The organism is Rhodanobacter sp. FW106-PBR-R2A-2-24, assembly GCF_058789615.1.
The window spans coordinates 3,582,377-3,594,944 of sequence record NZ_JBYTBV010000002.1 but is presented as its reverse complement, the minus strand read 5'-3'; the positions used below and the strand labels follow the sequence as shown (position 1 = coordinate 3,594,944).

Sequence of the window (12,568 nt, the reverse complement as noted above, 5' to 3'; positions counted from 1 at the left end):
ACTTGACCGGAGAAGCCCGGGCGAGAGGGCCGCTCTTACCGTGGACGTTCCGCGGGATCGCATCGAGCGGGGCCGGCCGGCGGCCGGCGAACATCAAAAACGCTGGGTGGGAAAGCCAGGAAAAGCGTGTCGCAACATCTGAGAAAGGTCGGCGCTAAGCTGTTTGTGCGTTGGGGAGCCGCCACCCTGTCGCCTTTCCAGCGCAACCGCCGTGTAGGCGGCCGAACCCCCGAGAGATCGGGGGTTCTTTTTTTGTTGCCGTGCGCCTTGCGCTCGTGCGCGATCGGCGCCTAGTCTTCAAGTGCCGGCACGAAGAGGCCGGTCTTACGACAACAAAAACGGAGACGACGATGGGAGATTGGAGCGAGGCAATGGAGGACGGCATCTTGTGCCGAGGCTGCGCCGGAGTGATCTACGGTTCAGTGAGCATCGGCGGCTATTGCCCGGAGTGCGCAGCACGCCAGGGAACCGCTGAGACGGGGAAGCTCGGGCCACGATGGGTGCCCGACAATTCGGCGGATCGAACGCCGCGCAAATAGCATTTGATCGAAGGCCACCCAAAGCGGTGGCCTTTTTCGTTGTGGTCCTTACGACGCCTCAGTGCTTGGTGGCCTGGTCGGCTTCCGCCGCGTTGGCCGCGTTGATCCGGTCCAACAGGGTATTCAGTGTCTCCTCCATGTCCTTCTTCTTCGGATCGTCCAGGCGCAAGAGCGTGGCTTGACCGCTCACTTCACAGATCACGCGAAAGATCACTTCATCGTGAGCCAGTGCCTTCATCTCGGCCATTTTGTAACCGATGCCCAGATTCTTCATGTCGGCCTTCGTCTTTATTTCGAACACGGGAATGGGCTCGCTGGGGAGCTGGGGCCACTCGTGCTGGACAAAGCGCCAGGCGCGTTGGGTCAGGTCGGTGAGGTATTCGAAGGTGATCGTGGTCATGGGGTTGCTCATGATGGGTCTCGTCGGTTTTGTGGGAAAGAATAGGGCCATCCTTAGCGGGTGGTTGCACAGTCCTCTTACTCCTCCCTCCGCGCTCGCTCTTCCATCATCGCGTCCGCATATCCGTATGCATCTTGGGCCGCACCCGGAATCACCATGTCCACCCCCGAATAACTAGCCAGAATTCCACTTAGAGCGGCCATGGCGAACTGATCGCGGAGGTTGGCAGTGTTGTTGTCAGACGTGTTTGAGTTCATGGTGTTTCTCCTTCGTTATGGGTGGTTGGTAGGTCACCCTTCATACCTCTACACTAGGCCGAAATTACATCTCCGCAACCCCTTTCCAGCAAATAGAACACACTTATTTCGGTGGGATGTTCCGTCCCGTTGCGTCAGGAAATTCCTACACGTGTGAGACGCCTCATCGGCGCGGCTTGCCCGCGCTGCGCCCCTGCTCTTCTGCTTTTCGCATCAAGCTGGTCGCGTGAGCGGCCTACCTAGCGCCCCCTCACTCCTGGCCGGCCGGAGTCACCACCAGCTGCTTTTTGCGGGCCTTCAAGTCGATCAGTGCCCATTGCGCCAGGGCCATGACGGTGCCCCCGAAACTGCCGGTGACCAAGTGCTTCTCGACCCGAGCCCGCACGTCTTCGGGCACGCCCACGCGTGTTCGGTCGCTCTTGTCCTTCGGCCAACCCGGCATCGTCCCGTTCAAGTGCGTGGTCAATCTACGGCCTGGCTCGAACTCGAACGAACACGCAAGCCGGCCCTGCCCCGCCGAATCCTCATCGGGGATGATGGTCAGCTTGCCCGGCTCGGCTTCCAACCGTTCAAGCGCGTAGTCGCACAACGCCATGAACGCGGTGGACCAATTCAGACCCGCGGTAGCCTTCTTCACCTGGCGAGCCAGCGTCGGGGGGATGGCAAACTGGAATCCGCGGGAACGGCTGGGGATCCGTGCGGCCATGACCACACCGCTGCCGGCGACTTCGCGAAACTGGAACGTCGAACCTGGCGGGAGCGTGCGCTCGTCGTTCTTCGTCATCGGCTTCAATCGACCGTCGTCCTTGCGCTCGCTCACCTCCGCCTGGGCGATCCAGTCGCCGGGCTTCGGTTTTTTCGCGGTTGGCTTCTTCGCGGTGGCAGTCTTGGCAGTCATGCCGTCGATGATAGTCATCACGCCGCCCTCTGCCCAGCAACGCCCAGCGTCGCGAGCACGCGATCGACCAGGGGTTCGAACTCCGCCCTGGCCGCCGCCGCGTGCGACAAGCCGGTGCCCTCATCGGCAATCGTGACGCCGAGACCGTAGGCTGAGCTGAAAATGGCCCGATCCCGAATGGCGATCGTCCCCGGCAGTTGGGCCAGGAGCTGCCGTGCTTCGGCGCGATCGAGGCGGACTCGGTTGGCCACGAGAATGGGTGCCGGCCGCCGCTTGCGCAGTAGTTCCAGCGCACGCCGAGACGAAAAGTAGGTCCCCGGATCCAGCGACGTGGGCACGATCACCAGACCATCTGGCAACCGCGTGGGCCGGCCAGGCGGATGATCGGTGATGATCAGATCGAACCCATCGACATGACGCGGCAACGCCGGGCTCACCATGAAGGCGGGCGCGCGTCCGAAAGCCTGGGCTTGCGTGGCCCAGCGCAACGCGCCGCCATCGCAGCCGTTCGGATCCAGGTCCACAACAAGCACACTCAGGCCACGGGCAGCCGCAGCCCCGGCCAGCGTGAGCGCAAGGGTCGTTTTGCCACTGCCGCCTTTCGGGGAGTAGCAGTGGAGAACGCGGTGGGGGTTCATCGTGCGAAAACTCCTGATTGAGGGTTACGGACACCGTGCCGGCACTCGGCCAGGCGACGGTTGAGGTTGTGGAAAGTTTCGCGGGACATCGACGTGAGGTGCCACCGGCCGCAGTTCGTGCAGCGATACGAATGGTCTTCGCACCGCCCGGAGGCCTCGTGGCGACGGAAGGAGGTCACCTGGCGCAGCGCGAGTTTCGCGGCCTGCTTTGTCGGGTAACCGATCTTGTTGCACGGCTTCGGCAGGTGCTTGAATAGGTCGGCAGCGGAGATCATGCGGCCTCCGCTGCCTGCTTCCGACGTGGCTTGTGCGGCTTGCAACTCGACACCGGAACGAAATTGGCGGGGCGACTGAACCTCATGCGTCCGCCCACGTGCAGCGCTTCCACGTCCTCTTCTCGATAGCCGTGGCTATCCGGATTCGGTGCCGGCCAGGTGTTCTGGTCGGCCAGCTTCTGCATCGTGTCGCGCAAAAACTTCGGAGCATGGCCTTCGCAATACTCGATTGGCATGTGGCCCAGGGCATCGCGGGCGATCGCGGAGGCGCCAGCCGAGAGCAAGTATTTGATGATCATTTCGGCGGCTTGCGGGCGACAGAACCCGGGGCCGGCTTTCACACCATAGACCCGGCAAGCGACATGGAGCGGTGTGAGCTTGAATGCACTGGGCTTATTCAGATCCTCACCCGCGACCATCGCAGCCACCACCCCATCGACATCGCTGGCGAGGATGGCCTGGAAAATCTGGCGGGGCTCCGGCGCTACGTCGGCGGCTGACTTCACTTTGAAGTTTTCGTGGAGGGGCATGGTCTTGGTCTCGGTGAGGAAGGGATCAGGCGGCAGACATGCGCAGCGGCATGGGGTCGGCGTAGCCGCGGTCGGAAGCGCGGAGGTTCAGGTCGAACAGGCGGACGTCTGGCTCGACTTCTGCGGGATGGGCGACCTTGAATTCGATCGCACGGATGGCCGCCTCCGAATAGGGAATGTCTGCCAGCAGGTTGCGCACGAAGTCGGAGCGGAAGGGCCAGGGCTCCTGATTCACGGGGATGGGCTTGCCGTCCAGGGTGCGGTCTGCATCGGCGATGGGAGAGCGGAAATGGAGTGTGGTCATGGTGTTGTCCTCGGTTTTATGGGTGGTCGGTCGGTCACCCTTATAGATTGACGTTAGTCGAATCTATGGGCCTGTCAATAGCGTTCGATGATGATTCTCGAAGAAAGATTTGTGGTTCAGCGGGTGGAGAGTTTTCGAGCGTTGGACTAAATGGGTGAAGGTTTTCAGGCGGCGCAAGCGTGTTGGGATTCCAGTTCGCGCTCCCAACATGCGACGCGTTCATGAGCCAACATCTGGCGGAACAACAGCCACCCGATGGGCTGGCTCTCGCCCACTCCGGCATAGCTGGAAAACGTCAGACGATGAGTCAACGCGCGGCCGGTGATGGTGTCGCAGCGCCACACGATCCCATCGGGGATCAGGCCCACCTGGGTGAAGTGGAGTGCGGCACGGGGGTCGCGGGTTTCAGTGAGCGGCAGTTCGTTACCGTCAGCGTCGGTGATGTAGGTCTTTTGCAGGGCTTCTTGGGTTTTCATGATCGTGGTCTCGGTGAGGGGCGGTGAGGCCTTCCTTGGCCAGAGTTCCGTTCAAGCCCGTGCGCGTTGGCGGGTGACTTGCGGCTCACCCTTGACGTTCTGCGGTTTGCTGCGCGGCGCCCGGTGTGCGCGTGCGGCACGATCGTCGGCGATCGCCTGGGGCACCAGGGCTGCGATGGCGGCACGGCAGGCGGTCTTGTCGGTCAGGCTCACTTCGATGCTCTTGAAGAAGCGGCGCAGCAGCAGAACGTCATCATGGTCGGCGTCCACCAGGCGTTCGCAGTGATCGAGCGAGCGGCAGGCCAGCATGTAAGAGTTGGGCCAGCTGCGGCTCGGTGAGCGGATGTAAGACGTCACACCGCAATCCTCATCGTCGCTCGGGTAGAACCGACCTGCGTTGTCGAAGGAACCTTCCGGATGCTCGATGCGGGCCTGGCGGCGGGCAAACGTGGTCAGTGCATCGATGGCGCTGTCGAAACGAGCGGCGTTCTGGAACAGGTTGATGATGTCGCGAATGAGTTTGTTCATGGTGTTTTCCTCGGTTATAGGGTGGTCGGTAGGTCACCCTTCATAACTACACTAAGCCGAAATTCCATCTGCGCAACCCCCTTTTAGGAAAAAATGCGCGCGAGTATCGGTGGGATGTTCCACCTCATTGCGTCAGGAATTCCTTACACGATTGAGGCGCCTGACAAGCGTGGCCTGGCCACGCTGCGCCCTGCTCTACCCGCTTTGCCATTCAGCGCTTTTGCTGTCAGCAAGCTGGCGAACCCACACCACCCACTGCAAGTCTCCCGAGCGATAAGCCGCCTGGCGGCGGCTTGCTAAACGTCAAGAAACACCCGGGAAAAGCACTCAGTGCTTCGCGCGGATCTGCACAACCGGCACCACGCGCCACCGCGGCCCCATTCGGGTCATGCGTGTGTCGGTCACCCTGCCCCGCACCCGGACATCCGCACCCAGATCCGGCACGTTCATCCCTGGCGCGTAGCACGCCCACACGCGACCGCCCGCCCCTTCAATCCCATCGCGTTCAACGGCCACTTGTCGGCAGTCGCCATCCCACGCGATCACAAACCCGCGCACATCGACTTTATGGCCTAGCCATGGCGACCCGAGCATCTGAGCTCCGGGTGCTGGGTCCTGCGCATGGACGGTGGCGACCATGCCGATCATCAGCAGGAGGGTCAGGAGAAAGGCGCCGCGTGAGTGGGTCATGTCAGCTCAGTCCAGGGTGTGCGGTGCCAGCGCATAGGCCGAGTCGTTCTGAGGACACCCAGCTTCATAACCCCGCGGATCCTTGCGGTAGCGGTCGAAGCACACGGGCTGCAGGCCGGAGGTGGGGCCGGTCTTAGTGCCAACATAGCGGACGAAGACCAGTGCGTGCGTGGGGTGCTTCGGATCAGTGCAGGCGCCTTGTGCCGTGGTTGTGCTGACTGCGGTGCCATCGACCGTGACGGCCAGCCATGCGGTCGTGTGCAGGGCTTGCGCGGTCAGTTGGGCACAGGCGTTCGGTGGCACGGTGGCGTAGCTGGCTTGCCAGGCATCGTTGGCGGTGTGAACGGTGGCCGGGGACAGATCGAACGTGCCCCATGGGGAGTCACTGGGTGCGATGTTGCGCGGTAGCCAGCTGTCACGGATGCCGTTAGCCGTGCTGACACCGGCAAAGTCACCTGAGCCGGCGAAGGCGTTGTCGATGTTCTTCACCATGGTGCTGAGCCGGGCGATTTCCTGCGCAACCTGCGAGGTCACGCTGGCCGGGGAAGCCAGAGCCCAGACGGTGGCGCTGGCCGCGATAAGGATCGCAAAGGTGAGGATAGTTTCGAAGAGGCCGAAACCGCGGGATGGGGAAGTGAAGACACGCATGGGCACGGGGAATCCTGGTCGGGATACCTGTTAACGTGACGAAAGATCGGGTGCCGTCAATAGCGCGGCGGGAATTGTCCGCAACGCGGACCGGTTTTAACTTGCCTTGCCGTGAAACTGCGCCGGTAGGCGCCATGGGTCGTTCCCTCCCTTCCGTCGGCAGTCGGTAGCACACATGACTCACCCCTCTGTTCTACATGTGTGCGACATGTGTTCTACCGAAACCCGCATTCTTATGCGATTTTTTTGATATTTGAGTAGGTAGAACACATCAAACACATATAAAAACTCCCCTGCGAAAAAAGAGTGCATCAGGGTCAATCCCACCGTGATGTTGGGTGTGTGAATCTCTTGAATTTCAAACTTTCTTTTTTGGTCTGTTCTACGTGCATTTTGGGCGAAAGCCTTGTGGCACAACGGTTTCGGTCGCACACATGTAGAACACATCACTCCGCCTTGTGTGCGACGAACAACAAAAACCCAGCCGAAGCTGGGTCTAAGGGGGTCAATGTTGAACCGAATCAGATTTTCGGTGCACCCGACGTCCACGTTTCCTGCACCGGCACCGAGTCCGGTTGCGCATCCCAGTGATGGTATGAAGAGGAAATGCCATTCACGCTCACGTTGATGGTGCGTGGTCGTATTGCATGGCGGGCCCCGCCCGATGGGTGCCGTCGCTTGCACGGGCCTGTGTATCCTTCCAATGCCGTCAAGAACTGCTGCGACGCCAGCGGGCGGTTTTCCTGGTCGAGCATGTCTTGACGATAGGCGGCATAGATCGCCGGGATGCTGGTCTCTTCGGTGCCGTTGATCGCTACCTCACGCTCAACCAGCCACGCATAGGTCGGGTCGGTCGCAATCCGCCGCGCTTCATCGGCCGCTTTGAGACATGCAGGCTTCGCGCTGAAACGCTTGCCGTTCCGACACAACCGCGACACGCCTTCCAAGGCCCAATCCAGCAACACGCCCATCTCCTCGGGAATCTCGGTAATGAGCAAATGGAAGTTGCGGATGTTCTCTGCGCTGTCGCGCGCGATGCGCTGGTTGAACGGGATCCACAAGAAACGCTCTTCCATCGCAGCCGAACGATCTTGAAAGCGAATGCCGCTGCCCTGGAGTGCCATCCAGAGGCTGAGCTGCGGCTCGAAGAACACGGCATTCTGATAAAGCGACCGGCCCCGCACCTGGTCCCCCGCGATGATCGCTTTGAGCTTCACCTCGACCTGTTTACCCAAAAACTCGGGCGTTTCGCTGGAAGTGGCCAGGGTTTTACCTTGCAGGTCGGCGATCGCGGACGCATCTTTGTCCAGCGTCGTCAGATCCACGATCACGTTTTCCGGGTGCAACGCTTCCAGCATTTTCAAGAGTGTGGATTTGCCGTTGGCGCCATCTTTGTTGACACCTGAGCCACCTCCGGAAAGCACGAACGCTTTGTGCCAGCCACCGGCAGGCATCAGGCTGCTGCCCACCGCTTCTTGCAAAAGATCGCGGACTTCCAGGTCCGGCATGAATTTGTCCAGGTATTCGGCCAGGCGACTGCCCTCGCGCAACGGACGCGGGGTGTAGACACTGGTTTCCTCGTCCACACGCGACCAGTCCAGCGCCGCCGGCACCCGATGGGTCACCCCCGCTTGCATGTCAGGATGGCATGCGCGGATCACGCCATCGTCCCCAATTCGCAGGTAAGCGCCGATCACCGGCAAAATGGGGTGCCTTGGATCCTGCTCGGGCAACCGCTTGGACGGCCGGCGGCTGTGAAGGTCGAGTGCCGTGCGCAAGCACTTGCCGCCCAGATCAGCGTCAGCCTTGTCTGGCGCCGCGTGCGACAGCCATTCCGTTGCGTGGCTCCGCGCTTCATCTTCATCTTGCGCCACCCAACGTGCCTCGGCACCGTTCCAGACATACACGGTGCGCCCTTTCTTGCCACCACCCACGCGGATTTCCTCGCACGATGCGAAGTGTTGTGAATAGCGCAACTTCAAGCCTGGCTCCGCTTGGGAGTCCGCCTGCGGTTCGGCCTGACTGCTCTTCGCTGCTTGCTTGTCTTTCTTCGCCTGCTCACGGGCCGCCTGTTTTTGCAGCGCGGCCATGCCCAATTTCATGGCCTTGAACATGTTCTCGGAATTGAGCGTGTCGGGAATGTCCAGATCGGCGAACTGCTCCGCACGTTTCTGACGGGCCGCTTCGATGTCGGTCACCGCGGCCAAAGGCCTTGACACGCCCGGATCTTGGTCACCCATCCGCTCATCAAAAGATGTGGCCTCTTCAAAACCGTGGTTGACGGCTCCGCATTCTTGTGTAGACTTTTCCACGACAGTGCTCCGAAAGTGTCTGTTGCTGATCTGAAACCCAGTCCTGGCAGGGATTGGGTTTCGTCGTTTAAGAGGCTCGCAATTGCGAGCGTTGATCGTTCGCCAGGGCTTGCAGGATCAGCCGGCGGATGAAACTGGATTGACTCTCGCCTTCCCGCGAATGCAGCGCTTCGAATTCCGAATAGGTGCGTGTGTCGAGAACTGACCGCACCAGGCATTCTTTCTTCGGTTTGCGCTCAATGGATGTGGCGTTCGTGGACACGTCGGGCTCCTTGGTTGATGGCCAAATTGGCTATTGCCCCACTACAGGTAGCCTAAATTTCTCCACGCGCAAGGGGCCACTGAGATGATTTTCAGATGGCCTTGACGCGAACCAATGATTAAGTGCAATAACCCCTTAATTACCCATCCCACTGATTTGGGCACTGACTCTCGCCGGCATACACCCCGTCGTGATTCCTCGCCCACACATCGGCACCCGCCCCCATCAACATCGCGTGGATGCGTCGGGCTTCCTCCGGCTTGCTCTGATTGGGGTTCAAGTCCACGTGATGCAGGGGCCGGTCGCCATCGCGATCGGCGGCCTCGATGTCGGCACCCTGGGCAATCAGCCAGGCGACACAATCGGGGTGCCGTTGGCTCACGGTCAGGTGCAACGCGGTGAAGTCATGGCAGGCCAATGCCTCGATGTCCGTGGCATTGACAAACGCGGATTTCAACCAACTGAGGTTGCCGCGCCAGGCGGCTTCGTGGATGGCGCACCAGCGCCGTTTTCTAAGATCTACAGCCATGGTGTGCTCCTTAGGCGCGCTGACGCGTGCGGGTGGGGGAAAGGAAGGGAAGAACGAGCGCGCGGACGCGTTGTTCGCGCACGGCAGCCAGGAAAGTGGGCCAGGCGTGCACAAAGGCTTCGGGCGATTCGAGACCGAACCGGCGCGTGGGTTCGTCGGGTTTGGCGCCACCGGCCACGCAGGCGACGGCGGCCTCAACCCAGCCTTTGCGGAGGTATTCGTGATGCGGCAACCAGCCCTCACGCCACGCCTCGACCGGCAACCAGCCATCGGCGATGGCTAGGGCGACCTTGCCGGCCAGGACCTCGTCCACACGTGGTTGTAGTTTCGAGAAAAGCTCGTGGAAGGTGGGAAGACCATGCGCCAAGAGCGTGTCCCAATGGCGCTGGGCACGCTCGCCACTCAGACCGTGGGCCACGTAAGCGACCAGGGTCCCGGCAAAGGCGGCAGAAAAGCGGTCGTCTTCGAACACCCGGTTCGCAATGGCGCTCAGGCAGTGATTGGAGTGCCGATCGAGAGGACCGCGGAGGAAGGCGTCGATGAAGGGCTGCACCAGCGCTTCCTCACCCAAGGCCAAGGCCACCTCGTAGCCGGTCCTGGTCTTGAAGGCTGCATCCGGCGACACGCCGGCATCGAGCAGGCTGCAGATGGCGGCGACGTCACCGGCTTCGACAGCGGCCAGAAGCGCCGACCGTTGTTTGGTGGTTTTGGCGGTGCTCATGACTGCACGTCCGTGCGATCGCGGACGGGTTCGGTGCGCAAAATCGCTGCGAGCAGAACCATGCCTCGTGCCAGCATCAGGGCTGCCGGCGCGTTGTCTTCTACGCAAAACTTGTCGTTGAGCTCGCAGGCACGCTTGACCGCCGCGGGTGCGCGTTCTAACAGCACCTCGCCGGCCATACCCAGATTCATGACTTCCTTTTCCCAGTCGTCCACGCTCATCGTGGCGACGGTCTGGTGCCAGTCGTGAGCGTTCGCCGACTTATTGAGGGCGCGCACATTCCGCGCCCAGGTGCTTCCCCGGCGCGATGTCATGCGGCTTTCCGTGGCATTGGGGTTGGCACCCGCATCGAGGGCACGACAGACGGCACGCAGATCGAGGTTGTCGATCGCGTGCGGGGGCGGCTGGTCGGCCGGGTTGGACTTGGGGGCTTCGGGTGACATGTGTTTCTCCTTGCCTGCCCGCCCATCGCACGTTGCTCAGGGTCGTTGGAGGCTTGGAGAAAGGATCGAGCTGCAGCACTTTTCATCACACACGGTTCGGCAGCCCAGTTGCGTCGGACGTGAGGTGCCGTGAGGTGCGGTGAGGTGGGGTTTTTTCTGAATGGCCCGTAACTTTGCTCGGGCCCTTTCCTAATCGAGCTAGGCCTGCACGTGGGTCAGGTATTCCTGCAAACTGACCCACGCGACTCGATCGCCGGACTTGATCGAGCCAATCGCTTCGAAGTAGTCCTCGAATGCTCCCGATCGACGCTTGACCATCGGCCACTCATCGTCCGATCGGGCCATGGAAACCCAAGTCGAGAATCTGGCACCGCTGATCCATGGGGTGGCTGCCTCGGAAATCCTTTTGATTTCGCGCTGCCTCTCCTTCGCAGCCTCTCGGTTGCGACGCTGCACTTCGGAGAGTGGCCGCTCGTCTTGGCGCTGCTTCAACTGCCAAATCGTCTCTTGCTCAATCGCGTCCAGGACTTCGCCCAGCCAATAGTGGTTCCAGTCTTTCTCTCGGGCTTTGGCGAGTTTGATGGGTGGCCGCTTCGGATGAAGCTTGTGATGGTCATTCAATTTGTCCCTCGTCCATCCCATCAGCAAGCACGCTTCGGGCCCCGTGATGGGCAAGTGGTAGTCATAACGCGCACGCAGATCTTCCAACCGCCAGGGTTCGCCAAACTCCGGACGGACAGCCCGTGACGACTTTGATGTCACGTCTTGATCCGCATACGGTCGGATCGGTTGGTAAGTGGCTTGGCGTTGGCGCGCTTCACCCGCTTGGCGCTCTCAGCCACGGCTTCGGCCCGATCCGCTGCCCGCGACTCGGCCAACACGGCCGCCTGGCGCGCTTCGAGGTATTCCCCCACGCTGAGCCACCCTGCCTTGTCACCGCGGCTCATGGTGACCTCGCCACGGATCGTGGCCCAGAGGTCCACGGGCCGCTTGTGCGGGCCGACCAGGGCAAACGGCCAACGGGTCTGGATGTTGGCCGTGCCGAGCCAGGCAGAGAACCGGAGCTTCTGTTCGAAGTGGTTGCGGCCGAGCTCCGCATCGACCTCGGCCTGCTCCTGGACGCCGTCCAGATACTTCCGAAGCTCCCCCAGGGCATACCAGAGGCCCGGGTGGCCCTTCTCACGCGGCATCGGATGCGGCGGCTTGGGTGGATCGGACCGGCGCTTGTCTGAGAGCTGTGTTTCGGTCAGGCCGGCCACGATGATCACCTGTGTGGGCAGCAACCGGGTGCTGTCCGGCAGCATGTGCGCTTCCCGCATCAACACCTCGGTGGGAATGGCAGGGATGCGCTTGGGCATGGAAGCGGAGCACCAGCAGGGATCGAACGCTCATCATAGCCGGGCGCCTGAATGCTGACCAAGGGGGTCCAGGCGGGGTCCAAGTTCAAATCTGGGGCAAAGAAAAAGGCACTTAGGTTGCCCTAAGTGCCTGTTCTGATTGGTGGGCCGTGAAGGATTCGAACCTTCGACCAATTGATTAAGAGTCAACTGCTCTACCAACTGAGCTAACGGCCCTGAAACTTGAATTTTGGGGTGGACGATGGGACTCGAACCCACGACAACCGGAATCACAATCCGGGACTCTACCAGCTGAGCTACGCCCACCATATTAACGCTTGACTGGTGCGCCCGACAGGACTCGAACCTGCAACCGTCGGCTTAGAAGGCCGATGCTCTATCCGGTTGAGCTACAGGCGCAGAGGCCTCGTGGCAGGACGCGTGTTGGTCGGGGTAGAGGGATTCGAACCCCCGACTTTTGCGTCCCAAACGCAACGCTCTACCAGACTGAGCTATACCCCGAACGAGCCCGCGACAGCCTTCATGCCGGCACCCCGAAATGCAACGCACGATCACGAGAGGCATCGCTCGAAACACTGCAGGATACCCTGCCCACCATTCCACGACTCGCCATGTCGGCCTTGTCGCGGTTGCAAGACGGAACGCGAACGCCACGCCTTGCGGTAAAAATGGTGCGCCCGGAGAGATTCGAACTCCCGACCACCTAGTTCGTAGCCAGGTACTCTATCCAACTGAGCTACGGGCGCACACAAGGTTCTGC

The 12,568-nt window shown here is 61.2% G+C and carries 18 protein-coding genes and 5 tRNA genes; all 23 read right to left on the bottom strand.

Translation table 11 applies throughout. The features are described from left to right. Window positions 1–597 precede the first annotated feature (597 nt). The gene (locus AC3WQA_RS17490; RefSeq protein ID WP_492676297.1) at window positions 598–939 is read right to left on the bottom strand and encodes a hypothetical protein; all 342 of its coding nucleotides are present in this window, start codon (window positions 937–939) and stop codon (window positions 598–600) included. Between the two features lie 77 nt (window positions 940–1,016). Beyond that, on the bottom strand, window positions 1,017–1,196 hold the full coding sequence (locus AC3WQA_RS17485) for a hypothetical protein (protein WP_492676296.1): 180 nt from the start codon (window positions 1,194–1,196) through the stop codon (window positions 1,017–1,019). 250 nt (window positions 1,197–1,446) lie between these two features. Further along, a complete protein-coding gene (locus tag AC3WQA_RS17480) occupies window positions 1,447–2,112 on the bottom strand; it encodes a hypothetical protein (protein ID WP_492676295.1) in 666 nt (221 codons plus the stop codon). Next, entirely contained in the window at window positions 2,112–2,732 is a 621-nt protein-coding gene (locus AC3WQA_RS17475; RefSeq protein ID WP_492676294.1) for a nucleotide-binding protein, read from the bottom strand. The genes AC3WQA_RS17480 and AC3WQA_RS17475 overlap by 1 nt, the downstream gene beginning before the upstream one ends. Next, complete coding sequence (locus AC3WQA_RS17470; protein ID WP_492676293.1) at window positions 2,729–3,007, bottom strand: hypothetical protein; 279 nt, start codon at window positions 3,005–3,007, stop codon at window positions 2,729–2,731. The genes AC3WQA_RS17475 and AC3WQA_RS17470 overlap by 4 nt, the downstream gene beginning before the upstream one ends. Beyond that, window positions 3,004–3,537, bottom strand: coding sequence for a hypothetical protein (locus AC3WQA_RS17465; protein WP_492676292.1), 534 nt, complete (start codon window positions 3,535–3,537; stop codon window positions 3,004–3,006). Before AC3WQA_RS17465 ends, AC3WQA_RS17470 begins: the two co-directional genes overlap by 4 nt. Before the next feature lie 25 nt (window positions 3,538–3,562). Continuing rightward, window positions 3,563–3,841 carry a hypothetical protein gene (locus AC3WQA_RS17460; protein ID WP_492676291.1) on the bottom strand — a complete coding sequence of 93 codons (279 nt, stop codon included), beginning with the start codon at window positions 3,839–3,841 and terminating at the stop codon, window positions 3,563–3,565. Between the two features lie 164 nt (window positions 3,842–4,005). Beyond that, window positions 4,006–4,317 carry a hypothetical protein gene (locus AC3WQA_RS17455; protein ID WP_492676290.1) on the bottom strand — a complete coding sequence of 104 codons (312 nt, stop codon included), beginning with the start codon at window positions 4,315–4,317 and terminating at the stop codon, window positions 4,006–4,008. Between the two features lie 51 nt (window positions 4,318–4,368). Further along, a complete protein-coding gene (locus tag AC3WQA_RS17450; protein ID WP_492676289.1) occupies window positions 4,369–4,845 on the bottom strand; it encodes a hypothetical protein in 477 nt (158 codons plus the stop codon). Window positions 4,846–5,172: 327 nt separating this feature from the next. Beyond that, a complete protein-coding gene (locus AC3WQA_RS17445; protein WP_492676288.1) occupies window positions 5,173–5,535 on the bottom strand; it encodes a hypothetical protein in 363 nt (120 codons plus the stop codon). Between the two features lie 6 nt (window positions 5,536–5,541). Next, entirely contained in the window at window positions 5,542–6,183 is a 642-nt protein-coding gene (locus AC3WQA_RS17440) for a type 4 pilus major pilin (RefSeq protein ID WP_492676287.1), read from the bottom strand. Window positions 6,184–6,704: 521 nt separating this feature from the next. Then, the gene (locus tag AC3WQA_RS17435) at window positions 6,705–8,495 is read right to left on the bottom strand and encodes a hypothetical protein (RefSeq protein WP_492676286.1); all 1,791 of its coding nucleotides are present in this window, start codon (window positions 8,493–8,495) and stop codon (window positions 6,705–6,707) included. A 67-nt stretch (window positions 8,496–8,562) separates the two neighbouring features. Continuing rightward, the gene (locus AC3WQA_RS17430; RefSeq protein WP_492676285.1) at window positions 8,563–8,757 is read right to left on the bottom strand and encodes a hypothetical protein; all 195 of its coding nucleotides are present in this window, start codon (window positions 8,755–8,757) and stop codon (window positions 8,563–8,565) included. 139 nt (window positions 8,758–8,896) lie between these two features. Further along, window positions 8,897–9,286 (bottom strand): ankyrin repeat domain-containing protein, encoded by a 390-nt coding sequence (locus tag AC3WQA_RS17425; RefSeq protein WP_492676284.1) that lies wholly within the window; start codon window positions 9,284–9,286, stop codon window positions 8,897–8,899. A 10-nt stretch (window positions 9,287–9,296) separates the two neighbouring features. Further along, window positions 9,297–10,007, bottom strand: coding sequence for a hypothetical protein (locus AC3WQA_RS17420; RefSeq protein WP_492676283.1), 711 nt, complete (start codon window positions 10,005–10,007; stop codon window positions 9,297–9,299). Next, window positions 10,004–10,450 carry a hypothetical protein gene (locus AC3WQA_RS17415; RefSeq protein ID WP_492676282.1) on the bottom strand — a complete coding sequence of 149 codons (447 nt, stop codon included), beginning with the start codon at window positions 10,448–10,450 and terminating at the stop codon, window positions 10,004–10,006. Before AC3WQA_RS17415 ends, AC3WQA_RS17420 begins: the two co-directional genes overlap by 4 nt. A gap of 198 nt (window positions 10,451–10,648) precedes the next feature. Further along, on the bottom strand, window positions 10,649–11,212 hold the full coding sequence (locus AC3WQA_RS17410; RefSeq protein WP_492676281.1) for a hypothetical protein: 564 nt from the start codon (window positions 11,210–11,212) through the stop codon (window positions 10,649–10,651). After that, window positions 11,209–11,808 (bottom strand): hypothetical protein, encoded by a 600-nt coding sequence (locus tag AC3WQA_RS17405; protein ID WP_492676280.1) that lies wholly within the window; start codon window positions 11,806–11,808, stop codon window positions 11,209–11,211. The genes AC3WQA_RS17410 and AC3WQA_RS17405 overlap by 4 nt, the downstream gene beginning before the upstream one ends. Window positions 11,809–11,948: 140 nt before the next feature. Then, window positions 11,949–12,024, bottom strand: a tRNA-Lys gene (locus tag AC3WQA_RS17400). Between the two features lie 14 nt (window positions 12,025–12,038). Next, a tRNA-His gene (locus AC3WQA_RS17395) sits at window positions 12,039–12,114 on the bottom strand. 16 nt (window positions 12,115–12,130) lie between these two features. After that, window positions 12,131–12,207 (bottom strand) — tRNA-Arg (locus tag AC3WQA_RS17390). Window positions 12,208–12,232: 25 nt separating this feature from the next. Further along, window positions 12,233–12,309: transfer RNA gene (locus AC3WQA_RS17385), tRNA-Pro, on the bottom strand. Window positions 12,310–12,477: 168 nt separating this feature from the next. Continuing rightward, a tRNA-Arg gene (locus AC3WQA_RS17380) sits at window positions 12,478–12,554 on the bottom strand. Window positions 12,555–12,568: the final 14 nt, after the last annotated feature.

Coding starts and splice junctions, on each gene's coding strand:
- AC3WQA_RS17490 (WP_492676297.1), bottom strand. CDS start 939: ATGACCACGATCACCTTCGAATACCTCACCGACCTGACCCAACGCGCC.
- AC3WQA_RS17485 (WP_492676296.1), bottom strand. CDS start 1,196: ATGAACTCAAACACGTCTGACAACAACACTGCCAACCTCCGCGATCAG.
- AC3WQA_RS17480 (WP_492676295.1), bottom strand. CDS start 2,112: ATGACTATCATCGACGGCATGACTGCCAAGACTGCCACCGCGAAGAAG.
- AC3WQA_RS17475 (WP_492676294.1), bottom strand. CDS start 2,732: ATGAACCCCCACCGCGTTCTCCACTGCTACTCCCCGAAAGGCGGCAGT.
- AC3WQA_RS17470 (WP_492676293.1), bottom strand. CDS start 3,007: ATGATCTCCGCTGCCGACCTATTCAAGCACCTGCCGAAGCCGTGCAAC.
- AC3WQA_RS17465 (WP_492676292.1), bottom strand. CDS start 3,537: ATGCCCCTCCACGAAAACTTCAAAGTGAAGTCAGCCGCCGACGTAGCG.
- AC3WQA_RS17460 (WP_492676291.1), bottom strand. CDS start 3,841: ATGACCACACTCCATTTCCGCTCTCCCATCGCCGATGCAGACCGCACC.
- AC3WQA_RS17455 (WP_492676290.1), bottom strand. CDS start 4,317: ATGAAAACCCAAGAAGCCCTGCAAAAGACCTACATCACCGACGCTGAC.
- AC3WQA_RS17450 (WP_492676289.1), bottom strand. CDS start 4,845: ATGAACAAACTCATTCGCGACATCATCAACCTGTTCCAGAACGCCGCT.
- AC3WQA_RS17445 (WP_492676288.1), bottom strand. CDS start 5,535: ATGACCCACTCACGCGGCGCCTTTCTCCTGACCCTCCTGCTGATGATC.
- AC3WQA_RS17440 (WP_492676287.1), bottom strand. CDS start 6,183: ATGCGTGTCTTCACTTCCCCATCCCGCGGTTTCGGCCTCTTCGAAACT.
- AC3WQA_RS17425 (WP_492676284.1), bottom strand. CDS start 9,286: ATGGCTGTAGATCTTAGAAAACGGCGCTGGTGCGCCATCCACGAAGCC.
- AC3WQA_RS17420 (WP_492676283.1), bottom strand. CDS start 10,007: ATGAGCACCGCCAAAACCACCAAACAACGGTCGGCGCTTCTGGCCGCT.
- AC3WQA_RS17415 (WP_492676282.1), bottom strand. CDS start 10,450: ATGTCACCCGAAGCCCCCAAGTCCAACCCGGCCGACCAGCCGCCCCCG.
- AC3WQA_RS17405 (WP_492676280.1), bottom strand. CDS start 11,808: ATGCCCAAGCGCATCCCTGCCATTCCCACCGAGGTGTTGATGCGGGAA.